Below are 24,339 nucleotides of genomic sequence, written 5' to 3' on the forward strand. Positions count from 1 at the left end.
ATGACCGCGACCAGGTCGTGGCCCCCGGCGCTGACATCCTCACCCGGCTCAGCGGCGGTTCCTGGCTCCTGATGCCACCGGCACCGCTGGCGGTGGCCTGGGGCATCGAGTCCGCCCTGCAGGAGGCGCTCCGCCGCGAGATCGACATGCTGCGGCACACCGACCAGGTCACTGCCCTGACCCAGGCGCTGGCCCAGACCGTGGCGCCCGACATCGCGCAAGGCTCCTGGACCTCGGCCGAGGCGAACGCCCTTGAGGGGCTCCAAGTGGCCGAGGGGACCGGCGACGACCACTTGGCCGAGCAGTGCCGCACCGGTCTCGGATGGCTGGCAGCCGCGCGAGGCGATGAGCAGACCGTCACGGACGTCGCCGCCCGGACCATCGAGGTATGGGTGCCGCGCGGGGTGCGCGTCTTCAGCGCCTGCGCGGAGTGGAACCTCGGTATGTCGGCGCTCTTCGCCGGCCGGGCCGAGGAGGCGCTGGACCGCCTGGTCCGGCTGACCGAGCACGGGCACCACGCGGCGAACGACACCGTCGCGCTGCTCGCCGCGCCGGACACCGCCGAGGCCGCCCTCCAGGCAGGGCAGCGGGCGACGGCCGAGGACCAGGCGCGGCTGCTACGGCGGTGGGCCGAACGGACGGAGGCGGCGTGGGCGATCTCCGCGACGCACCTTGTCCATGCCCTGCTGGCGTCGGGGGCGGATACGGAGAAGCAGTTCCGGCTTGCCCTGGGTGTCCCCGGAGCCGCGTCTCGGCCCTTCAACTACGCCCGCACGCGCCTGCTGTACGGCGAGTGGCTGCGGCGGGCCGGCCGCCGTACCGACGCCCGGACACAGCTGGCCGAAGCCGCGGAAACCTTCCAGCGACTCGACGCGGCGCCCCTGCTTGCCCGCACCCGGGCCGAACTGGAGCTGACCGGGCAGCACCTGCGCCGCGACTCCGCACCGGCCCGGGACACCGCCGCCATCCTCACGGCGCAGGAGCTGAGAGTCGCACGGCTGGCCGCGCAGGGGCTCACCAACCGGGAGATCGGGGCCCAGCTGCTGATCAGTCCCCGCACGGTGGGGCATCACCTGGCCAACGTGTTCCCCAAGCTCGGTATCGTCTCGCGCGCCGACCTCGCGCGCATCGACTTCGAGGACGGGCTGCGTCTGATCGGCTGACCGGCCGCCTTCGGAGACGGACCGGGCGGCCCGCTGACGCCCAGCGCTGGGATAGAGCTCGTCGTCATTCCCACCCGGGGTGCCCCACGATGCGGTGATACCCCGGCCTGTGGCCGCCGCACCTCCGTTGCCGCCGCCGTGAGGACGGAACCCTTCTGCGCGATCTGCATGTCGATCTGCCTTCACCTTCTGCGAAGGCGATGTTCGTACGGTCGTCCTGTTCGGGTGCGCCGAAGATCAGTCCGCCTCCGTGTATCCAGAGCAGTGCCGGAGCCGCTGTCTTCAAGCCGGTGGGCTGGAAGACGCGAAGCGAGACGGGCGGTGCGTCCTTGGGCCCGGGCACGACGATCTCCTGGACCGTGACGTCCGGCCCTGGATCGATCGAGCGCCACTTCACGCTGCGCACGATGCGCGACGACAGACGTCCGTAGGACACATTGGGGATAAAGCGACCTCGTTTGAGATCGGGGTGGAAGGTACTCATCGGGTCCTCGTTCTTTCCCCTCATCGAGGGTGTACGGAATCGTCTGGCCACCCGGCGGGGGGTCGACGTCGAGAGTGGGGACGGCTGTAAACCGGTGCGACGAAGCCGACGCGGGGCAAGTGCGGCGCGCAGCTGCGTGAGACTCTCGCGGTCGCGCGCGGCGGTGCGCGCGTAGCTGAGGCCGCCGTCGTGGTCGGCCGTCCCGTCGTCGGCTGCCGAACCGCCGTCGTGGTCGGCCGTCCCGTCGTCGGCTGCCGAACCGCCGTCGTGGTCGGCCGTCCCGACCGTCGGCTGCCGGAGCGGGGCGAGGGCGCGGGCGTCGCGGACCTGCGTGCGACCGCGGGTCATGTCGGCGTCCGTCCACCGTCCCGATCCGGCAGGCGTGCGGATCTGGCGACTGCCGCGCCCGGACCGCTTGGTCAGATCTTCGTCTTCTCCCGGACCCACGCGCCGATCTGTGCGATGGCGGCGTCGGTCTCCGGAATGCGGCCGGCACCGTAGACGTAGGAGTGCTGGCCTCCGGGCACAACGACGGTCGCCGTGTCGATTCCGGCGTCCTCGACGCGGGCGGCGAACTCCTCGTCCTCGCCGGCCAGGACCTCGTACGTTCCCCAGGAGACGAGGGTCGGGGGCAGGCCGCTCAGGTCTGCCCGGTTCAGATTGATCCGGGTGTCCGTGAACTCGATGCCGGTGCCGCCGATCCAGGCATCCCGGAAGAACTCCAGCAGTTCCTTGCTGAGGATCTTGTCCGTCCCGGCGTTGGTCGCGATGGTCTCGTTGGCGATCTCGAGGTCGCACCAGGGGGAAATCGACACGATGGCGCCGGGCAGGGGCTGCTTCTTGTCGCGGAGGCGAAGCGCCAGGGCGACGGCGATGAACCCGCCGATCGAGTGGCCGATCGTGATGATGTTTCCGGGCTCATACCCTTCGGAGAGCAGCCAGGTGAAGGCCGCCTCCGCGTCGTCCACCTGAGCGGGGTACTTGTGTTCCGGTGCGCGCCGGAAGTCCAGGACCAGTACGGGGGCCCCGGCGGCCTTGGCGATATGGCCGGCGAGCTTCCGGTCGACGTGTGCCGACGCCAGAACGGAGCCCCCGGCGTGAGTGTGCAGGAGGACGTAGTTGGTGTTGGCGTCGACGGGTTCGCACCAGATTCCCAGCACGCCACCCGCGTCCACCTCCCGATAGGTGACGCCTTCCGGCTCCCGGGCCGCGAGATGGACCTGCTCCGCCTGGATGCGCGCCGCATCCACCTCGGACGGGGGCTTCTGCCCTGCGACCAGCCATTCCTCGAATTCGATCGCTTCCGGGCTCAGTTCAACAGCAGCGTGCTCAGACATGTGGTGCCTCCGTGGGGCCATGTGGGGCATACCGGCCCGTCGGGGCTGGTATGGCCGTGGTTTGTCAGACGGTGAGGGTGGTGGACAAAGCATCCAGCATCGCCTCGCTTTAGATTACGATAGATATCTATCGCAGTCCAGCACGGTCCCGGCCCCGTCTGACACCGTCTACGGTCGGAGGCCGCTCGACATGCGCGCGGGACTACAGGGTCGCGACCGTCAGGTTCGCGACCGTCAGGTTCGGTTGGAGACTCCTCGGGCGCATGGTCGCTATGGACGGTTTCGTGTACCGTCCTCACGGCGAGCGCGCGGGCGCGGCGAACGCCACCCCTGCGGAGACCTGCGCGCTGCACACATGTCGAGCACCGCGCGAGCCGCTCTCCAACCGGCGTCGGACCACGCCCGGCCAGTTGGGGGCGAGCCGCGCGGCCTCCGGCTCGACAACTCCTCGGCTTGCCCCGCGTATGGGTTCAGGCGCCCAGGGACGGGGCCCATCGTCGCCAAAGAGGTTCAACAGGCGCCGTTGTGACACATGCGCTCCGCGGGATGCCGCATCCGCGCGTTCTCGCAGCCGCACCCCGGAACGGATACATCGCATGGCCGGAAGGCTTCCGGTTCGAATGTCGGCCCACGGACTGCTCGCCTTGCGACAGCGAGAATGAGCCGTAGAGAGAGCGCTGCGGCCGACCGCCCGACACTTCGCGTATGATAGATGCACTTTACTATCTAACGTGGGCAGGTGGCTGATGAGTCGCGTTTCGCAAGCACAAGCGCTCGAGAACCGCAGGCGCGCGGTCGCCGCAGCCTCCCAGCTGTTCCGGGAGCGCGGCGTCAACGGCATCAGCGTCGCCGATCTGATGAAGTCCATCGGGCTGACCACGGGCGGCTTCTACAAGCAGTTCCCCTCCAAGGAGGCCCTGATCGCCGAGGCGGCTCAAGCCGCTTTCGGGGACCTTGACCTGCTCCTGGCTTCGTTCGATACGGCCCACGGCGATCACGACACCGCGCGCCGCGCCCTCGTCGACTTCTACCTGTCGGCCGAGCACCGTGACCAGCCCGGCACCGGTTGTCCCACCGCGGGATTCGCGGGGGACATGGCTCGCGAGCCCACAGCCGCGGAGTTGCGCGAGACGTACGCGGGCGGAGTCCAGGAATTCGCCGCGTGGATGTCCACCGACGCCAACGACGGCCTTCCCATGGTGGCCACTCTGGTCGGCGCGATCCTGCTCGCCCGGGCCACGGCGGGCACAGAAGTGTCGGAGAAGATTCTGGAGTCGACCCACAAAGCCCTGACTGCACCACACGGGCTTGACCCGGAATCCTGAACACGGGCTTTGCGTCTGGGGCCCAACGCCACGAAGTTGAGCGGTTGTTGGGCCCGTCAAGGGGTCTGGTTTCCGTCCCTTCAGCAGGGACGCCCCGCGTACGGGCCCGTCCCCGGCGGAAGGAGGCACGGCTGAGTAGCAGTAGGCCGACGCCGCCCCAGACCGCAAGGGCCACCGCGCCCTCTGCGATGCCGTGGCCGTTGAAGTACAGCGCTCCGCGGATCCAGGTCAGGCCCAGAACGGCGGTCCAGGCCGCTGGCACGGACGCCTGGCAGCTTCCGAACGCGGGTGGCCCGGCGCTTCGGCCGCAGACCCGCACCGGAAGCCCTCTTGCCGGGATCCTCAAGGGCGTGGCTAGGTGTACTGCCCAGGCAGGTTGGTCGAGGTTGTGCTCCGAGATGGCTTGAAGTCTGGTGACGGGTGAAGGCCTCCGGTTGTGGAGTGGAGCTGTCAAGGAACCGCTCCGCCAACCCGGAGGCCTTCGTGTCTCACGCCAACGCTGCTTTGACGCTCCGCGCCGCAAAAAATACCGGGGAGCGCTGCCAGGCACCGCGTTCATCCACACCGTCGTCGACGACCACTCCCGAGTCGCCTACCGAGATCCGCGATGACGAGACGGCCGCCACCGCAGTCGACGTCCTGCGCGGTGCGGTCGACTGGTTCGTCGTCCGCAGGTGACGGTCGAGCGCGTCCTCACCGACAACGGCTCGGCCTACCACTCCCGCCACTGGTCCCGGACCTGCCATGAGCTCGGGATCACACCGAAGAAGACCTGGCCCTACCGGCCACAGACCAATGGCAAGGTCGAACGCTTCCACCGCACCCTCGCTGATGGCTGGCCCTGGGACGCTTCTACGCCAGCGAATTAGCTAGCCGCAAAGCCCTGCCGGCCTGGCTCCATCACTACAATCACCGTCGCCCCCACACCGCGACCTGTCCACGGCAGAGGTCTGGGACAGGAAGCATGACGCTGTGCCTGCCCCGGCCGAGCACGCTCAGGTAGGAGTGAGCCCGGCCGGAGAACAATGGCGCCATGGCCACCGAATGATGATCGGCGGCCGACCCTTCGTCAGCGGATCGCGTCCGACGTGGGCGGCGCCTTCCGGATCCAAGTGCAGGTACGCACAGAACCGGAAGCCTCAGAGACAGCGTCCGCCGATCGCTCAGATCGACATCCGGAAATCTCGCCGATACCACACCAACGGTGATGCGGTCGCCCCGTGCCCGCGCATTCCCGTGAGTTCACCGATCAGCAGCGTGTGGTCACCGACCGGTATCCGACTGGTCGCGGTGCACCGAAACGCGACCGCCACATCAGCGAGGTACGGCACCGTCGAGTCGAGCCAGTCCGCAAGGCTCACACCGGAGAACCGGTCCACGCCACTGGTGGCGAAGGTCCGGGCCAGATCCCTGTGGTCGCTCCCGAGGACGTTGATGGTGAATTCAGCAGCCTCGGACAAGGCCGGGAAACAGCTGGACGTATGCGACATCCCTACCAGAACAAGCGGTGGCTCCAGCGAAACCGAGGTCACTGAGCTGGCAGTGAATCCCCAGGGACGCCCCTCCGTGTCCCGCGCCGTAACAATGGTCAACGGCGCGGCGAGCAACGACATGGCCTCGCGGAACTCCTCACCGTCCAGGGCAGGCGGACTCCCTTCGACCTGTGTGCTCACCATGCGTACCTCCCGCTGAGAGCTATCGGCTGGACGAAGACTGCCGGGCGGCCTCGCGCGCCTGGGCCGCGAAGTCGTTCCGGCGCTCAGAGACCCACTGCTGCGACGTGCGCCGACTCTCCAGAGCGCCCGTGAAGTGCGGGGCCACATAGCGGGCGAGCAGTTCGTAGCTGCGCTTGGTCTGTTCGCGCGTGGCCCAGTCCTGGGTGTTGACCAGCAGGGTGCCGAACCCGCCACTCTCGTCGAGCATGCGCTGGATCGCTTCGATGGCGTCGTCGACCGAGCCGATGATGGCCGTGCGTGTCTCCACGGCCACCTCCGCCTCGCGACCCTCCGGCAGCTTCGCCTGGGCTCCGACGGTGTCCCGGACATACTCCCGGAACCACCGGGCCATCCCGTCCTGGACCTGGCTCAGGGCCTCTTCCCGGGTTTCCGCGATGTGTACGCATATGGCGACCCGCCACTTCGACCGGTCGACGGTCTTGCCGTACTTGGCCGCTTCGTCCTCCGCGGCCGCCCACAGCCGGGCCAACGGCGGTTCCTCCATCCCGGGCCGCCCTGCGAAGGTGAGGGAGGTCAGGCCGTACCGGCCCGCCAAACGCATGCCCCGCTCGGATCCGGCACTGGCCACGGCCATGTCGAAGCACGGCTTGGTGTAGGGCCTCAGATGCAGGCGGGCTTCTCGCAGCTCGAACCAGTCCGTCTTGACGGTGACCGGTTCGTCGCCGGTCAGCAGCTGCACTAGGGCGTCGAGGGACTCGGCCATCATGCGCCGCTGGTCGCCGGCCGCGATGCCCATCATGTGGGCGTCCGCGGGCGACACCCCGGCACCCATCCCGAACATGGCCCGCCCGCCGCTCTGGTGGTCGAGTTGCACGATGCGGTTGGCGGTGGTGAGCGGGTGGTGGTACGGCAGGCTGACGACACCCGTACCCAGTTTGATCCGGCGGGTCCGCTCGGCCGCGGCGGCCAGGAACAGTTCTGGCGAACTGACGGTGGACCAGCCGCCGGAGTGGTGCTCACCCACCCAAGCCTCGTCGATGCCGAGCACGTCCAGCCACTCGATCAGGTCCAGGTCCCGCCAGAAGGCGGTCGTGGGGTCCTCGTCGAGGGAGTGGAACGGTGGGATGAACGCGCCGAAGCGGAGGGTCATCGCTGGCTTCCTTCGTCGTCGTGTCGTGAGTGCATGAGGGAATCGTCGAGCCAGGTGTTCAGCTCGTCCGCCAGACGGCGCAGTTGCGGCTGCTGCATGACGGTGTAGTGGTCGCCGGGCAGATCGACGACGTGTGAGTCGTCCGGGAACAGCTCCTGCCAGGCGGCCACCACCGCCTCGGTGGCACCGTCCTGGGCGCGGAAGAAGCGGACCGGGCCCTCGTAGGTCCCCGGCCGGTGGCGGAGCAGGGCGCGGAAGTTGCGCGCGAACCGCTCGAAGATGGCGCCCAGGGTCTCCACGTCGATGTCGGCCGACAGCACCGACAGCCGGCGCGCCTCGGCGTGCAGCACGCCCAGCGCCTGGGTGTGTCCGCCGACCCCGCGGAAGAAGTCCGCTCCGGGCTCCCAGGGCGTGTCGTTGAGACCGCCGAGATCGCGGGCGAACCAGGACAGCAGTACGGCGTCGTCAACGTGCTCGTCATCTGTCGGTCCTGGCGGTTCCATCAGGTCGATGACGGCCAGATGTTCCACCGTCCGTCCTTCCCGGGCGAGTTGCTGGGCGATCTCCAGGGCCACAACGCCTCCCATGGACCAGCCGCCCAACCGGTAGGGACCGTCGGGGTCGACCGCCGTGATGGCCTCGGCATAGTGGGCGGCCAGTTCGGCGACGGTGGTCAACTCCCGGTCGTCGGGCACCTGGAGGGCGTAGAACGGCTGCTCTTCCCCGAGGAGCGCGGCGAGTTCGGCGTAGCACAGGACGTCCCCACCCACGGGGTGCACGAAGAACAGCGGGGGCCTGCTCCCCTCGGTCCGGATCGGAACGAGGGCCGTGCGCCGCAGACCTGCCCCCGCGTCCCGGACGGCTTCCGCGAGCAGCGCGATCGTCGGGCGGGCGAACAGGGTGGACAGGGGCAGCGAGCAGCCCAGACGGCGGTGGATGCGCGCCATGAGGCGTACGGCGAGCAGCGAGTTACCGCCGAGCGCGAAGAAGTCGGCGTGCACCCCGATGGGCGTGTCGGGGAAGAACTCGCCCCAGATCACCGCGAGTTCCGACTCGACGTCGTCCCGTGGTGCGACCGCGGCGCCGTCGTCGTCCGTATGCGCGCCCGGTACGGGCAGTGCCGTCCGGTCGACCTTGCCGTTGGCAGTGAGCGGCAGCCCGTCCAGAACGAGGATGTGATGCGGCACCATGTACACGGGCAGCGTCTTGCCCAGCGCCTCCCGCAGCCTCCCCGGCGCGTCGAGCGGGTCGTGTCCCTCGTCCAGCACGGCGTACGCGACGAGTTGCTTGGCCCCCTGCCGCTCCCCCACTGCGGATACCACCGCGGCACGCACCCCGGCGCACTGCAGCAGCGCGGCCTCGATCTCGCCGAGCTCGATCCGGTAGCCCTGGACCTTCACCTGGAAGTCCTCACGGCCCAGGAACTCGATGGTCCCGTCCGGCAGATAGCGGCCGAGGTCACCGGTCCGGTAGAGCCGCTCGCCGGTGGAGGGGTGCCGCAGGAACGCGGCACGGGTCTTGGCCTCGTCGCCCAGGTAGCCGCGCGCGAGTCCGACCCCACCGATGTGAAGGTGGCCGGGCACCCACACAGGGCAAGGCTGCATGGCGTCGTTGAACACGTGGAATTGCTGGCTGCGCATCGGCGTGCCGTACGGGATGCTCGCCCAGGAGGGGTCTACCTCTCCGATGGGGTGGAGGATCGACCAGATCGAGGCTTCGGTCGCCCCGCCCAGGCTCCACACGGCCGCATCCGGCACCAGAGCGCGGATGCGGTCGGGAAGGGTGACGGGAATCCAGTCCCCGCTCATCATCACCGTGCGCAGCGCGAGCGTCCCGCTGTACCCCTCATTGAGGGCGTGCTCGGTGAACATCTCCATCAGCGAGGGGACGCTGTTCCACAGCGTGACGCCGTGATCGGTGACGAGTTGCGCCCAGCGCGCGGGCTCCCGATGGGCTTCCGGCTCGGGCAGCACGATCGCACCACCGGCGGCCAGGATGCCGAAGACGTCGTAGACCGAGAGGTCGAAGTTGAGCGCGGACAGGGCCAGCACCCGGTCCTCCTCGGTGACGCCGAAGCGCTCGTTGATGTCGAGCACCGTGTTCAGGGCACCGGTGTGCTCGATCATCACGCCTTTCGGCGTCCCCGTGGACCCGGAGGTGAAGATGACGTACGCCAGATCGTCCGGACGCGCGGCGGACGGCTCGCGGGGCCCTGCGTCCAGCGCCTCGGCCTCGGGCCCGTCGACGCTCAACCGCACGGTTTCGTCCGGCCACGCCGCCCGCTCCGCCACCTGGCTCTGGGTCAGGACGAGTCTGATGCCGGCCTTCTCCAGCAGCAGCCTCAGGCGCTCGGGAGGGACGGCCGCGTCGATCGGTACGTAGGCAGCTCCGGACTTCAGCACGCCGATGGTCGCGGCGACCTGTTCCCAGCCCTTCTCCATCACGATGCCGACGAACGCGCCCGGTCCCGCTCCCTGTCCGCGCAGCCAATTGCCCAGCCGATCGGTGTGCGCATCGAGCTCCCCGTACGTCAGCGTGCGGTCCGCCGCGATCACGGCGGTGCGTTCCGGGTGGGCGGCGGCCCGCTCGGTGAACGGCTCGTGCAGCAGCCCGGCGGGCAGCGGCGCGGAGGTGGCGTTGACGGCCCGGCGCAAGTCCAGGTCGGTGTCCGGTACCAGAACAGGGGCGGGGCGCTGCCAGGCCTGTTCGTCGTGGCACAGGCCGCGCAGGACGTCCACGTAGGCCGCGAACATCGCGTCGACCATGCCTGCGGGGAAGATCTCCTCGATGACGTCCCAGTTCACGATCAGTGCACCAGCGTCCTCGACAACCTGGTGGTCCAGCCACACCTGGGGCGTGCGGATGGAGCTGGAGACCTCGCGGCCTCCTTGCCCGAGCGAGGTCAGATGCTGGGCGAGGCCCGTGGCGGCCGCGGAGTCCTCCTTCGCGGCAAAGTTCACCGTGCTCGCGAAGACCACGGGCATGGCGGCCCGGCCGGCGCCACCGCGAACCCGGTGCAGTTCGCGCAGCACCTCGACCCCGCTCACATGGCTGTGCTCCAGGTCGTTCCACAGCTGCTTCTGCACTCGGTCGGCGCGCAGCGCGAAGCCGTCCAGAGCCGCGCTGTCGATCTCGAGCAAGGTGGTGGCGCTGAAGTTGCCCACCACGTTGCCGACGTCCGGGTGCAGGGGCAGCCGGTTGAAGAACAGGACATTGAGGGTGAACCGGCTCGACTTGCTCCAGGCCGCCAGGACCTGGGCGTACGCGGTGCACAGGGCCGCCGAGGGCGTGACGCCGGCCGCCGCCGCGTGCTTCTTGAACCGGGCCCAGTCCTCCGTCGCGATCCGGTCCGAGCGGTGCGTGAACACCGGTCGGTCGACGGAGGCGGGGTCCTTGGCCAGCGGCAGTTCGGGAGCAGGCGGGAGCGACTCGACGCGACCGCGCCAGTACTCGAGCGAGGCGGTGTGCAGGGCGGTGCCCTCGATGGACCGCGCGGTCACTACGTAGTCCCGGTAGGTGAGGGGGACTTCGGGCAGTACGGCAGACCCGTCGCGGTATGCGGCCGCCCATTCACGGAAGAGGAGAGACGTGCTCCACGCGTCGATGATCAGGGCGTCGAGGCCGACGTGCAAGCGGGTACGCCGCTCGTCGACCACAGTGGCCCGGATGTCGAAGAGCGGCCAGCACGTGGTGTCGAAGACCTGGTCCCTGATGTCCTCGTGGATCTCCCGCAGCAGCCGGTTGTGCTCCTCCTTGCCGTACGGGCGCAGGTCCGTGGTGCGTATCTCGTACGGCGGCACGTCGGCGAGCACCCGCTGGTGGCCGTCCTCGGTCATGACCGCGCGCAGCATGTCGTGACGCGCGACCATCGTCCGGAACGCCTCGGTGAGCCGAACCAGATCGACGTCTTCCACGTCGACCTCGATGAAGAAGTAGGTCGAGACGTTGCCGAGCTCGAAGGCGCTCGACCGTCCTACGAGGTAAGCCTGCTGAAGGTCCGTCAGCGGGAACGGCTCGTGCCGCGAGCTGTCGTCCGGGACGAGCACCGGAAGCCTGACACTCTCCGGTGCCGGCGTACCAGCCGTGTCGAAGCCTTCGGCCTCCTCGCTCTCACCGAGCAGGCCGAGGATCTCGGTGCCGAGCGTGTGCACACTGCGGCCGTCGAGGAAGATCACGAGGGGCAGGGAGACGCCCAGTCCGGCGGAGAGAGCCTCCTTGACCTCCAGAGCCATGAGCGAGTCCAGGCCGAGGTTCTGCAGTGGCTCGTGCACGTCCAGATCGGTTTCGCTGCCGCCGAGAGCCCTCGCCACCGTGCGTGCCAGGAGTTCCCGGACCGCCACGGGGTCCCGCGGCGACGCGGGCACGGCGGCAGACGCCACGGATGCGGGTTGCGCCGTCGTCCTTTCCACGGGGCGTGGTTCCTGCGGCTGGGTCCGCAGCAGCCGGTCGCGCTCCGCCCGCCTGAGGCAGACGCCGTCCGCCTCGGCCAGCAGCCGTCCCCGGTCGTCGTACAGCCGGACTTCAGCGAGCAGCATCGCGGAAGGGTCGGAGGACGGCAGCAGCCTTGCCCAGCAGTACGTCGGACCGGTGCCGACGGAACCGTGCAGCAGGAAGCGGTCGATACCCACCAGCATGTAGGTGGCATCCGCCGGGCTCTCCGGAGGCAGGCAGGCGAACAGCGTCTGGAAGAGTGCATCCGTAAGACCGGGATGCAGCCGGTAGGCGTCGGCCTCCCCGGGCCGCGGCGGCCGCATGCGGGCGAGTGCCTCGCCCGCACCGCTGTGGATGTGTTCGACCCACTGCGCCGAGGGGCCGAGATAGAGCTTGCGCCGCCACATGCGGCGATAGAAGTCGTCGCCGGAGATCTCGGTCGTGAGCTGGCCACGTACGGCGTCCAGGTCCTCGTCGGCCGTCCCCGCGTCCGGCGCCGGCCCCATCCGGCCCTGCGCGTGCAGGACCCACTGCGCCGAGTCACCGCCCTGGGCGCCAGCGGCGAAGTAGCGGTAGGACACGCGTTCCCCGTCGACGGCGTCCTGGTCGACCACGAGCTGCACATCGGCCTGCCCGCCAGGTTCCAGGATCATGCTCTGTAGAACCAGGCAGTCCTCGACCAGCACCGGACCCGTGCCGTACAGCTCCCGGCCCGCCTCGAATGCGGCCTCCAGGTAGACACCGATGTTGACCACCGGGAGCCCGTCCATCACACAGTCGCCCAGGCACGGGTGTGACTCGGCGCCAAGCCGGGAGGAGAACTGCACGGCAGGCAGCGGGGACGGGACGCGCTCGCCGAGCAGCGTCGGCGACAGCCCGTTCGCGGACACCAGCGCCGTCCCGGCCACGGGTTGGGGGCGGGCACTCGGCCGGAACCAGTGACGGCCACGCTGGAAGGCGTACGTGGGCAGCTCAGTACGGCGTCGGCCGCGCCCGGCGTCGTATTCCTCCCAGTCGACGACCGCACCCAGTGTGTACAGGGCACCCAGACTGTCCAGCGCGACCCGCCAGTCGTCGTGGCGGGGGCGGAGGGAGGGCAGGAACACCGGTCGGCCGTCGTCCTGCTCCGCGTCGCCCGCCTCGGCCGTCAGGAAGCGCTTGGCCATGCCGGTCAGCGTGGGAGCGGGCCCCATCTCCAGGAAGACCCGGTAACCCTGCCGGTACAGGGTGGTCATGCCCTCGTAGAACCGTACGGCCTTGCGTGCGTGCTCGCGGAGATAGCGGGCCGTGAAGGCCTGCTCCCCCGTCAGGGGCTGTCCGGTGACGTTGGAGATGACCGGGATCCGGGGCGCCCGGAACGTCATGCCGGCCGCCTCCCGTTCGAAGGCGTCGAGCGCCGGCTCCATCAGGGGTGAGTGGAAGGCGCGGGTCACCGTCATGCGCTTCGCGCGCACTCCCTGGTCGGCCAGGGTGGAGAGCAGGGCATCGACCGCGGCCGCGCTGCCCGAGACGACGATGCTCTCCGGCCCGTTGACCGCCGCGATCGACAGTTCGGCCGCGAAGGGCTCCAGCGCCGGAGCGACCTGCTCCTCCGAGGCGAACACCGCGGCCATGGTGCCTTCGCCGGCAAGCTCGTGCATGAGCTGTCCACGGCGCGCGGCCAACCGCAGGGCGTCGTCGAGGTCCAGGACACCGGCGACACAGGCCGCCACCAGTTCGCCGATGCTGTGGCCCAGGACGGCCGAGGGCTCCACGCCCCAGGAACGCCACAGCTCGGCAAGGGCGTACTCGACGGTGAACAGCGCCGGCTGCGTCCAGCATGTGTCGTGGATGAGGTCGGCATCCTCGGGCACGGGATCGAGTACGGACAGCAGGGAGCGGTCCGTCAGCGGGCGCAGCACCTCGGCGCAGTGGTCGACGACCCGCCGGAAGACGGGTTCCGTCGTGTAGAGGGTGCGGGCCATGCCCGCGTACTGTGCGCCCTGCCCGGTGAAGAGGAAGACGACCTGGGGCCGGACCCCCGCCTGGACGTGCCCACGGCGGCTGCCGGCGGGCTGCTCGCCCGCGGCGGACGCTGCCAGCCGGTGCCCCATCTCCTCGGCGGAGGCGGCCGTCACCGCCAGCCGGTGGGGGAAGTGGGACCGGCCCGTGGCGGCGGTGAAGCAGATGTCGCCCAGTTCGGCGTCCGTCGCGGCAGCGAGCCGGTCGCTGTACCGCCCGGCGAGGGCAGTGAGCGCGGCCGGGCTCTTTGCGGAGAGCGTGAGGAGCTGCGCGGTGCGCTCCGGGACGACCGCTGCCGCCACAGGGGCGTCGTCCGCGGGCGCCTCCTCCATGATCAAGTGAGCGTTCGTGCCGCTCGCGCCAAACGAACTCACCCCGGCGATACGGGGGTTCTCTCCGCGGGGCCACGGCACACCGCCGGTGGGGATCTTGACGGAGAGGTCCTCAATGCCGATCTCCGGGTTGACCTCGGACAGATGCAGGTGCGGTGGTATTCGCTCGTGCCGCAGGGACTGCACGACCTTGATGAGCCCGGCTACGCCGGCGGCCGGTTCTAGGTGACCGACGTTGGTCTTGACGGACCCGACCAGCAGCGGACCCGCCTCACCCCGGTCACCGAGCACGGCGTCCAGGGCACGCAGTTCCAGCGGGTCACCAAGCGGGGTCCCGGTGCCGTGCGCTTCCACGTAGCCGATCTGCGCCGGTTCTACGGACGCAGCCCGCATGGCCTGGCGGATGACCGCTTGCTGGGCGGACGCGTTCGGCACGGTGACACCACTGCTGCGCCCGTCCTGGTTGACGGCGGAACCGCGGATGACAGCGAGGATCCGGTCACCTTGGGTACGGGCGTCAGAGAGCCGCTTCAGTACGACGACTCCGCAGCCCTCGCTGCGCACGTAGCCGTCGGCGCTCGCGTCGAACGTCTTGCACCGGCCGTCCGCCGCGAGCATGTGCGCCTTCGAGGCCACGACGAACCACTCGGGTGCCAGCAACACGTTGACGCCACCTGCCAGGGCCAGATCCGTCTCGCCGGATCGCAGGCTCTGGCAGGCCAGGTGCACCCCGACCAGGGAGGAGGAACAGGCGGTGTCGACGGACAGACTGGGGCCGCTGAGACCAAGCCAGTACGACAGCCGGCCAGCCGCGAAGGTGGACGCATTGCCGGTAAGGCTGTAGGCATCCAGGTCCGCCGGGTCGACCTGCTGCATTTGCGCCTGCATGTAGTCGTAGGTCGTGATCCCGAAATAGACGCCGGTGTCCGAGCCTATGAGCCCGGCCGGCGCCTGACCCGCGTGTTCGAGGGCCTCCCAGCTGACTTCCAGCAGCAGGCGTTGCTGGGGATCGAGGGCGGCAGCCTCTCGGGGGGATATACCGAAGAACGCCGGGTCGAACTGGTCGACCTGGTCCAGGAACCCTCCGCGTCGCGTGGACATCTTCCCCGGTGCGTCAGGGGCAGGGTCGTAGAAGCGCCCGGCGTCCCAACGGGAGGCGGGGATCTCTCCGATGCCGTCTCCGCCGCCTTCCAGGAACTCCCAGAACGCCTCAGGGCTGTCCGCGCCCCCGGGCATACGGCAGCCCATGCCGACGATGGCGATGGGCTCCGTCCTGGCCTGCTCCACCTCGTCGAGTTCGGCACGCAACCTGCGGATTTCCCGCACGCTTTGCGCAAGGACGGACTGCCTCTCGAGACCGTTGTCTGTCATCGGGAACCTCCTGCGGTACGGGTCGAGACACGAACTTCTTCGGCCAGCAGAGCGAGGAGTTCCTCTTCCGACAGATCGTCCATGGAGCCGGGGGCGGGCAAGACGGTTCGCGCGACTGTGGGGACACCGAAATTCGGAGCAGGGTCCGGGAGCGGTGGCTTCGGATCGGTGTCGGGCGCGACAGCCGGTTCGCCCAGCATTCGCTCGGCGAGCCCCAGCAGATGTGCGGAGAGCGCCCCGACCGAAGGATGCTCGAACATGACGGGCGCCGGCAGCTTGCGCCCGAACCCGGATTCGAGCCGTACCCGGACCCGGGCGGCGAGCATCGAGTCCATGCCCATCTGGAAGAAGCCGGCGTCGGGGTCGATGCGATCCGGGGTCATCTCGAGGATGTCGGCCACGGCGTTCCGTACGAACTCCACGATCAGGTCCGGCCGTTCGGTGCCGATCGCGGACGCCAGACAGTCGAGTAGTTCCGCCGCCGGGCCGCTCTGCGCCGGCGCGGACTGCGGCCGTGTGGGTTCCTGCGGCGGGAGGGCGGCCTGTTCGGCGACGACGAGAGGGCTTCGCTCTCCAGGGTCGCGGAACCAGAACCGTTCGTGCTGCCACGTGTACCCGGGGAGCGGAACCGGGCGCGCTCCCGTCGGCGCCGACTGCTCCAGGGACACCGGGATGCCGTGCGTGTGTAGTGCGCCGAGGATTTCGAGCATGCCGTGCGTCTCGGGCTCGTCCCGCCGCATGGCCGGCAGAGCGAGTCCCTCCCGCTCGCCGAACTCGAAGCCCTGCTCCACTGCGGACAGCAGGACAGGGTGCGGGCTCATCTCTACGAACACTCCCTTGTCCTGGGCGATGAGCGTCTGGAGGGCGTCCCAGAACAGCACGGGCTCCCGGAGGTTGTGCATCCAGTAGTCGGCGTCGAAGTCCGAACCGTCGGACCACTGCCCCGTCACAGTCGACAGGATGGGGATGCGGGAGGGCCGGGGCGCCAAGTCGGCGAGATCGGCAAGGAGTTCGTCCCGCAGCGGATCCACCTGAGGGCTGTGCGAGGCGACGTCGACCTTCACGGGGCGGCAGAACACGTTGCGCTCGCGCAGGTTCTCGGCCAGGTCGACCAAGGTCTGCGGATCACCCGACAGCACGGTGGACGTCGGGCTGTTGCTGACGGCCACGGAAACCTTGTCCCGGCAGTCCTCGATGAGCCGGTCTGCCTCGTCCAGCGGCAGGGCCACGACCAGCATGGCTCCTTGGCAGCTGATGCGGCGGAGCAGGGCGCTTCGTCGGCAGATGATGCGGGCGGCGTCCTCCAGGGTGAGCGCTCCGGCGATGTGCGCCGCCGCCACCTCGCCCATGCTGTGTCCGACCACGGCGTCGGGTTCCAGGCCGAAGGAACGACATCGTGCGGTGAGACCGACGGCGAGGGCGAACAGGGCAGGCTGGATCAGATCGATGCGGTCGAGCTGCGCCGCATCGTCGATCCGCATGACGTCGTCGATGATCGAACGGCCGCCGAGCCAGCGACGCATGGCGTTGTCACACTCGGTCACCGCCGCCCGGAACACCGGGCAGGCTTCCAGCAGCTCTCGGCCCATCCCGGCCCGCTGGGATCCCTGGCCGGGGAAGACGAAGACAACTCCGTCAGCCACGGAGCTCGTCGCACGGCCCGTGACCACCCCGGCGGGCTCCTCCCCGTCCAGCCACCGCGTCAGCCGGTCCGCCGCCTCGCTGTGCGAGCCGGCGACGACGGCGAGCCGGTGTTCGTGGCGGGTCCGGCGCGCCGTCGCCGTGTGGACGATGTCCGCGAAACGGTGGGACTGTCCCTCGGCCGAGAGCAAGTGGTCGCGGTAGGCCCGCACCATGGGCGCCAGCGCGTTGCCGGTGGCCGCAGACACCGGCAGCAGCCAGGGGCCTTCGACGGCTGCAGGCCGGTCCGCGCCCTCGGGGTCCGCTGGGGCAGGGCCGAGAATCACGTGCGCGTTGGTGCCGCCCGCCCCGAAGGAACTGACGGCCCCGTGGCGCTGCTCATCGAGAACATCCCAGGGACGCAGGGAGGTTGGTATGGACAGCCGGGTCCCGTCGAGTTCGATGTGCGGGTTTACGGTGGAAAGGTGCAGGTGCGGTGCGACGGCACGGTGGTGAATGCTTAGCGCTGTCCGGATCAGCCCGGCCATGCCGGCACCGGCTTCCAGGTGGCCGATGTTCGTCTTCACCGAGCCGAGCGCGCACGGGGCTGCTCCGGCGCCGGGATCGCCGTAGACCGCGCTGAGGGCTTCCACCTCGATCGGGTCGCCGAGCACCGTCCCTGTGCCGTGGGCCTCCAGCAGCGTCACCTGGGAGGGCTCGATGCGGGCGTTGCGCAGTGCCTGCGTGATCACGGCACGCTGGGACAGTCCGTTGGGTGCGGTCAGCCCGTTCGTCAGACCGTCCTGGTTGACAGCGGATCCGCGGATGACGGCCCAGATCCGGTCCCCGTCGGCCTCGGCATCGGAAAGCCGCTTCAGTACGAGGGCCCCGACGCCCTCGCCACGGGCGTAGCCGTTGGCCTGCGCGTCGAAGGTCTTGCACCGGCCGTCGGGTGCGAGCGGCAGCCCCTTGGCATGCGCCATGGCCAGGTTGGGCGACAGGATCAGGTTCATGCCGCCGACCACCGCCGCGTCACAGTCCTGGTTGCGCAGGCTCTGACAAGCGAGGTGCACGGCCACCAGAGAGGAGGAGCAGGCGGTGTCGACTGTCAGGCTGGGCCCGCGCAGGTCGAGCAGGTAAGAGAGGCGGTTGGAGATGATGCAGTTCGTTCCGCCGACCACGGTGTAGGTGTCGATTGCGCTGGCGTCCTCCAGCTGGAGCTGAAGGTAGTCCGAGGCGTTGGCTCCCACGAAGACACCGGTCTGGCTGCCCTGCAGCTTGTCCCGGGGCAGTCCGGCGTCCTCCAGCGCTTCCCAGGCCACTTCGAGGAAGTGCCGCTGCTGCGGATCCATACGGGCCGCCTCGCGCGGCGAGATGCCGAAGAAGTATGGGTCGAACCGGTCGACGCCGTCGATGAAACCGCCGTAAGCGGGAGGGGCGCCGTCGCCGACCGACGTGCCGCTCGTCCGGCGGAGGTCCCAGCGGTCAGGCGGGATCTCCCCGATGGTGTCGACGCCTTCCGAGACCACTTTCCAGAAGGCGTCCGGTGACGTCGCGCCACCCGGCAACCGGCATCCCATGCCGACGATGGCGATGGCCTCCCGCTTTGCCCGCTCCAACACGTCGATCTTGCCGCGTAGCTGCCGGACGGCCGCGAGGGCTTTGGCAACGGTGGTGTCCGTGGCGGCTGTGGCCGCGTTCGGCTCCTTGCCGGATGTGCCGCTCATCAGATGGTCTCCATCCGCTCGTTGAGCTCGGCGAGTTCACGTTCTAGGAGTTCTTCGGGGCTCTCGGCCGATGACGGCGTCCCACCGCCGCCCCCTCCCGTCGGTGCGGCCACGGGCGTCTGGACGTTTGCGACCACGTCGTCGAGCTCCAGTCCCAGCTTTTCGGCCAGGAACGGGACGATGTCGTGAATCGTCGGGTAGTTCCAGATCAGCGTGGCCGACAGCCGGATCCCGAATGCGCCCTCGAGCCGGTTGCGCAATTCCAGGGACATGAGGGAGTCGATTCCGAGGGACTTCAGCGGGCGGTCCGGGTCGACCCGGCGTGCGGGGAGCTTCACCACCTGGGCCACGTTCTCCCGTACCGCCGCTTCCAGTGCCGTGCGGCGCTCGGGACCGCTGGGCAACGCTGCGATGGTGACGCGCAGGCCGTCGGCCGGGGCGGCGAGCGGGATCTGTCCGTCTGCTGCCGAGGCCCCAGGTCGTGGCGTGGCCAGGACCGGCACGGACTCCATCCGTACGATCCGCATTCCGACGACCTCGATGAGCAGTGTTCCGTCCGGGCCGTACACCCTGACGTCGACCTCACGCTGACCGGCGCCGCCGGCGCGGCAGGCGGCGTGCGCCCACACCTCGCCATGGGCTGTCCCGTGGACCGTCACCCGGCCCATGCCTTCACTCAGGAATCCGCCCGCCACCCGCCACTCGCTCCCGAGGAGCGGTGCCAGGGCCGACTGCAGCGCGGAGTCGAGGAGTGCGGGGGGCACGACGTACCCAGCGCCGTGGAGCTGTGCCGAGGTATCGGAGCGGACCCTCGCCAGTGCTTCAGTGTCGTTGCGCGCGATGTGGCTGATTCCACGGTAGGCGGGGCCGTAGTCGAGACCGCAGGCGGCCAGTGCCCTGTAGTAATCGGGTCCGTCGAGCGTGTCGTTCATCCGCTCGGTCAGGCGGCTGATGTCGGCCGGTTCCGGGCCCTGGCCGGGGTCGGCCGCCGACAGCGAGGCCTGGGCCACGCAGACGGGACCATTCTCTTCCGAGACGAAGAAGCGTATTCGGGCTTCTCGTGTCTGCGAGCCCTCCAACACCACCTGAACTCGCGTGAGTCCGCTTTCGGGAAGGATCATCGGCTGCTGAAAGAGCACGTCAGACAGCGCGTGCCCGTCGCCCTCCAACACCTGGCGGGCCGCCGCGAGAGCCATCTCCACGAACCCCGCCCCGGGTACCACGGCGGCCCCACCGATCCGGTGGTCTCCCATGGCCGCTGTCTCGGCGCCGAAGTCCATCTGCCAGTAGTGGGTACCTGGTTGAACGGCAGAGTCGATCCGCTCGCCGAGCAGTCCCCGGCGCGGCCCGAGCTCGGCGGCCGCGCGGGGCACCTGGCCGGATCCCTCGTGCCAGAAGCGCTCCCGCTGCCAGGGGTAGTGCGGCAGCTTCCGCCCGCGCCGAGCGGGAGTCAGTGCCCGGTCGACGCGCGTCGCGGCGCCCAGCACATGCAGCCGTCCGAGAGACGCGAGCAGCGTGTCCCGCTCATTCTCGTTCCGGCGCAGCGAGGGAAGCACCGTTGCCCCGCCGCCGATCTCTGCGGCGACCTGCTCCACCGCGGGGAGCAGAATGGGGTGCGGGCTCATCTCGACGAAGGCGTGCACCCCTTCCTGTACGAGACGGGCGACCTGGTCACCGAAGAGCACGGGTTCGCGCAGGTTGTCGACCCAGTAGCTCTCGGTCATCCGCGTGCCGTCCATGACGACGCCGGTGACGGTCGAATAGACCGGTACGGTCCCCGGGCTGGGGGCCAGCCCCTCCAGAGCCGCCAGGAGATCCGGTCGCAGCGGGTCCATCTGTGGGCTGTGCGAGGCGACGTCCACCTTGACCCAGCGGCAGAACACCTCTCTGCCCTCAAGTTGCCCGGCGATCTCGGTCAGGACCTCCCGGTCGCCGGAGAGCACCGTGGAGCGTGGGCTGTTGTTGACGGCGACGGAAACTGCGTTCTCCCGGCCGACGAGGATCTCCCGCGCCTCCTCCATTGTGAGCTCGACAGCGAGCATCGCGCCCTGCCCGCTGGTACGACGCAGCAGGCGGCTGCGCAGGCAGATGATCCGCGCCGCATCCTCGATACTCAGCACTCCGGCGACGTGGGCGGCCGCGACCTCCCCCATGCTGTGACCGACCACCGCGTCCGGCTCCACACCCCAGGAACGCCACAGGGCGGCCAGGGCGACCTCGACGGCGAACAGCACGGGCTGGATAACGTCGATCCGGTCGACCATGAGTTCCGTGTCGGCGGACGTCAGTTCGGCTTCGATCGACCAGTCCACGAAAGCGCGGGCTGCCACGTCGCACGTGCGGATGGCGTCGTGGAACACCGGCTCTTGGCGCATGAGTTCCCTGCCCATGCCGATCCACTGGGAGCCCTGGCCGGGAAAGACGAAAGCGACCTTGGGTCTGCTTTCCGCCGCATGGTCGGAGGCGTACAGCCCAGCCGGGTTCTCGCCGCGTGCGTGGGCCGACAGTGCCTCAGTGAGCTCTGCCTCACTCCGCGCCGGGAGCGCGAGCCGGTAGGGGTGGTGAGCCCTGCGCAGGGCCGCCTGTGCCAGGGCCGGCAGGCCACCGGTCCTGTCGCTCGCCTCCGGACCGGGAGCGCCGAGGGTGTCGGCCACGCTGCCGGCGAGTTCGCGCAAAGCCTCGGGGGACTTGGCGGACAGGGTGAACAACTCGCTGCCCGACTCGTCCCACACGCCTGGCAGCCGTACCTTCGTTCCGAGTCGCGCGAGCGCTTCCAGGGTCTCGGTCAGTCCCGTGCGGTCGTCCTCGTCGCGGCGCATCGTGGTCATGACGGTGGCGGTACGGCCGAAGTCGTCGATGCTCTGCTGCAGAGCGGAGGCGAGCACCGGGTTGGCACTGATCTCCACCAGGACGTCGAACTTCTCGCTCAGCAGATGTGCCGTAGCGTCAGCGAGCCGCACCTGTTCCCGCAGGTTCCGCACGAAGTAGGTCGGGCCGACGTCCCGCCAGTCCAGGGGCCGTCCTGTCACCGAGGAGATGACGGGTATGCGGCCGGGCTTCGCCGTCAAGCCTGCGAGAGCCTGCTCCAGGTCCGCCATGATGGGGTCGATCGCGGGGCTGTGGGCCGGCAGGTCAACGCGGATCATGGCGCACAAGACCCCCTCCGTCTTCAGCCGGGCGACGAGTGCCTCCAACTCCGTGCGGTTGCCCGCCAGCGCCGTGGTGCGCGGGCCGTTGCGAGTCGCTATGCACACCGAGGAGTTCAGCTCGACCAGGCGCTCCTCCAGTTCGGTCGCCGAGAGCTCGACCACGGCCATGCCGCTGTCCGGGCCGGCCACGCGGCGCTGCTGGTCGCTGTAGTGGTGAACAAGCCGTACGGCATCGGGCAGGTCGAGCACACCGGCGATGACGCAAGCGGCGATCTCACCGAGGCTGTGGCCGACCACGGCGCCGGGCCGTACGCCCGCGGCCTCCAGCCATGCGGCAATGCCCACCTGGATCGCGAAGACGACGGGCTGCATAACCGCGACATCACCCGTGCGGGCCCGCTCCTCGTCCAGGAACAGCTCTTCCACGAGCGACCACCCCGTGTACCGCGCGAGTTCCCGGTCGCACTCCTCGAGGACCGACCGGAAGACCGGCTCGGTACGGAAGAGGTTCCGCGCCATGCCGACCCACTGCTGCCCATACGGCGAGCAGACGAACGCAATCCGAGGACGCCCAGGAATACCACGTGCGGCGACTTCGGGCAGAGTGGCCGGGGCCGGCTCCTGATGGCCCTCAACCACCACGTGGACGTTGGTGCCGCCCCAGCCGAAGGCGCTCACCCCGGCGTACATGTCGGCTTCGGCAGGCCATGGCTCGGCCTCCGTCGGCACCTTGAGCCGCAGTTCGTCGAAGGGAATGTGCGGGTTCGGGGACTCGAAATGCAGGTTCCGCGGCACACGTCGGTGCCTGAGTGCCAGAGCGGCCTTGATGAAGCCTGCGATTCCCGCTGCGGCTTCGAGGTGACCCACGTTGGTCTTCACGGAACCGATGCGAAGCGGCCGGTCCTCCGGTCGGCCCCTCCCGAGCACCGCTCCGAGGGCCATGGCCTCGATCGGGTCGCCTAGCGCGGTGCCGGTGCCATGCGTCTCAACGTAGTGCACCTGTTCCGGATCCACCCCAGCACGGCGATAGGCGGCTCGCAGCACGTCTTCCTGCGCTGCGGGGTTGGGGGCGGTGAGCCCGTTGCTCAAGCCGTCGTTGTTGGCGGCGGTGCCGCGAATCGTGCACCAGATGTCGTCCCCGTCCGCCAGGGCCCGGGACAGCGGCTTGAGGACGACCACTCCACAACCCTCGCCACGGCCGAAGCCGTCGGCCCGAGCGTCGAACGCCTTGCAACGGCCGTCCGGGGACAGTCCGCCGAACTTGCTGAGGGACACCATGGTCTCGGGGCTCAGCAGCAAGTTGACCCCGCCCGCGACAGCCATCGACGACTCGCCACTCCAGATGCTCTGGCAGGCGAGGTGCAGAGCCAGCAGGGAGGACGAGCAGGCGGAGTCGAGTACGACGCTGGGGCCGCGGAGCCCGAGAACGTACGACAGCCGGTTGGCGACCATATTCAGGGCTCGCCCTGTGGCGGAGTGGGAGGACAGACTTCCCGGATCGCCGCAGGCGAGGTCGGCGTAGTCGTGCCAGATCGCCCCGGCGAACACTCCGGTGTCGCTGCCGGTGAGACTGCTCTCCGTGATGGAGGCGTCCTCGAGCGCTTCCCAGGCGACTTCGAGGAAAAGCCGCTGTTGCGGATCCATTTCTTGGGCTTCCCTTGGGGAAATCCCGAAGAAGAGCGGATCGAATTCGTCCAACCGCCCGTCAAGGAATCCAGCTTCGGTGGTCGCCATGCCATCCGGGAGAACTGGATCACCAGCACCCGATGAATTGAAACCCCACCTGCCCTCGGGAACATCCCTGACCGCGTCCTCGCCGGCTTCCAGCAGCCGCCAGAACGCTTCAAGATTACTCGCACCGGGGAATCGGCAAGCCATGCCGACGACTGCGACGGGCTCCTCCGTACGGCGACCGGTCCGGGCCGGCAGACGCCTCGCAGCTTCGGATTCCAGGGCTGCCACTTCTCCGGCGGCCACCCTGTCTGACAGTGCCCCAATGGTCGGATGAGCCCACAGGAGCGCAGGTGGCCAGTACTTTCCCGTTGCTCGGGAGAGCGCTGCCATGAGGCTCGTGGCACGCATCGAGTCCATCCCCGCACTGGAGAAGAGCTCGTCGTCGCGGACTTCGCCGATGGCCCGGCCCACCAGTGTGGCAACCTCGGCACGAAGCCATGCGGAGACACCCTCGGGTGTTTCCAGGTCAACACCGATCGCTGCCCCATCGGCATCACTTAATGACACCGCTTACCCCCGTCCTAACGACGCCGGGTGCCCAGCACCCACATTAGGAAATAGACAATCGCGAAGAATCTTCAATACTCAGGCGGAACCCGGAACGTTGCCCACGATTACCAGATCGGGCTGCCCGACGATGAAGACCCTACGTATCAGCAACAGAGCAAGTCAAGCATCTTTACTCTTGGTCATGTTAACTAATCCGGAGCGTTCAATTCCGCCGGAATCGACACGATTCGCCCCGGGTCACAATCACCTCACAAAGCGTGACCACTACGCGCGGTGATGCGGAATTGTGAAATCCGTGTGGCGATTTCACCTGTGGGCGCGACGCGAAG

9 protein-coding genes and 1 pseudogene are annotated in these 24,339 nt (G+C 69.1%); 3 read left to right on the plus strand and 7 right to left on the minus strand.

The window, feature by feature from the left end; all coding sequences use genetic code 11:
- Positions 1-1,163, plus strand: a 1,163-nt coding sequence (locus CLM62_RS01395; protein ID WP_218835533.1) for a helix-turn-helix transcriptional regulator, incomplete at its 5' end; no start/stop codon positions are given.
- Positions 1,164-1,227: 64 nt separating this feature from the next.
- Here CLM62_RS01395 and CLM62_RS01400 read toward each other — a convergent pair.
- Both CLM62_RS01400 and CLM62_RS01405 read right to left on the minus strand, forming a co-directional pair.
- Positions 1,228-1,995 carry a hypothetical protein gene (locus CLM62_RS01400; protein ID WP_095748047.1) on the minus strand — a complete coding sequence of 256 codons (768 nt, stop codon included), beginning with the start codon at positions 1,993-1,995 and terminating at the stop codon, positions 1,228-1,230.
- Between the two features lie 71 nt (positions 1,996-2,066).
- Entirely contained in the window at positions 2,067-2,984 is a 918-nt protein-coding gene (locus CLM62_RS01405) for an alpha/beta hydrolase (RefSeq protein ID WP_095748048.1), read from the minus strand.
- A 746-nt stretch (positions 2,985-3,730) separates the two neighbouring features.
- On the opposite strand from CLM62_RS01405, the gene CLM62_RS01410 reads away from it, so the two are divergent.
- Positions 3,731-4,309: a TetR/AcrR family transcriptional regulator gene (locus tag CLM62_RS01410; protein WP_095748049.1), complete on the plus strand. Its 579-nt coding sequence runs from the start codon at positions 3,731-3,733 to the stop codon at positions 4,307-4,309.
- A gap of 518 nt (positions 4,310-4,827) precedes the next feature.
- A pseudogene (locus CLM62_RS50895) lies at positions 4,828-5,312 on the plus strand (integrase core domain-containing protein); the annotation flags it as partial.
- A 160-nt stretch (positions 5,313-5,472) separates the two neighbouring features.
- Here the strand turns inward: CLM62_RS50895 and CLM62_RS01420 are convergent.
- The 5 genes from CLM62_RS01420 to CLM62_RS01440 are packed head-to-tail and all read right to left on the minus strand — an operon-like array spanning position 5,473 to position 24,007.
- Entirely contained in the window at positions 5,473-5,985 is a 513-nt protein-coding gene (locus CLM62_RS01420; RefSeq protein ID WP_095748051.1) for a flavin reductase family protein, read from the minus strand.
- A 19-nt stretch (positions 5,986-6,004) separates the two neighbouring features.
- Entirely contained in the window at positions 6,005-7,135 is a 1,131-nt protein-coding gene (locus tag CLM62_RS01425; protein ID WP_095748052.1) for an LLM class flavin-dependent oxidoreductase, read from the minus strand.
- Positions 7,132-15,270 (minus strand): hybrid non-ribosomal peptide synthetase/type I polyketide synthase, encoded by an 8,139-nt coding sequence (locus tag CLM62_RS01430; RefSeq protein ID WP_095748053.1) that lies wholly within the window; start codon positions 15,268-15,270, stop codon positions 7,132-7,134. Before CLM62_RS01430 ends, CLM62_RS01425 begins: the two co-directional genes overlap by 4 nt.
- Positions 15,267-18,617 carry a type I polyketide synthase gene (locus CLM62_RS01435; protein ID WP_095748054.1) on the minus strand — a complete coding sequence of 1,117 codons (3,351 nt, stop codon included), beginning with the start codon at positions 18,615-18,617 and terminating at the stop codon, positions 15,267-15,269. The genes CLM62_RS01430 and CLM62_RS01435 overlap by 4 nt, the downstream gene beginning before the upstream one ends.
- Complete coding sequence (locus CLM62_RS01440) at positions 18,617-24,007, minus strand: type I polyketide synthase (RefSeq protein WP_095748055.1); 5,391 nt, start codon at positions 24,005-24,007, stop codon at positions 18,617-18,619. The genes CLM62_RS01435 and CLM62_RS01440 overlap by 1 nt, the downstream gene beginning before the upstream one ends.
- Between the last annotated feature and the right edge of the window lie 332 nt (positions 24,008-24,339).

It is taken from the genome of Streptomyces sp. SA15, assembly GCF_002291145.1.
Lineage (GTDB): Bacteria > Actinomycetota > Actinomycetes > Streptomycetales > Streptomycetaceae > Streptomyces.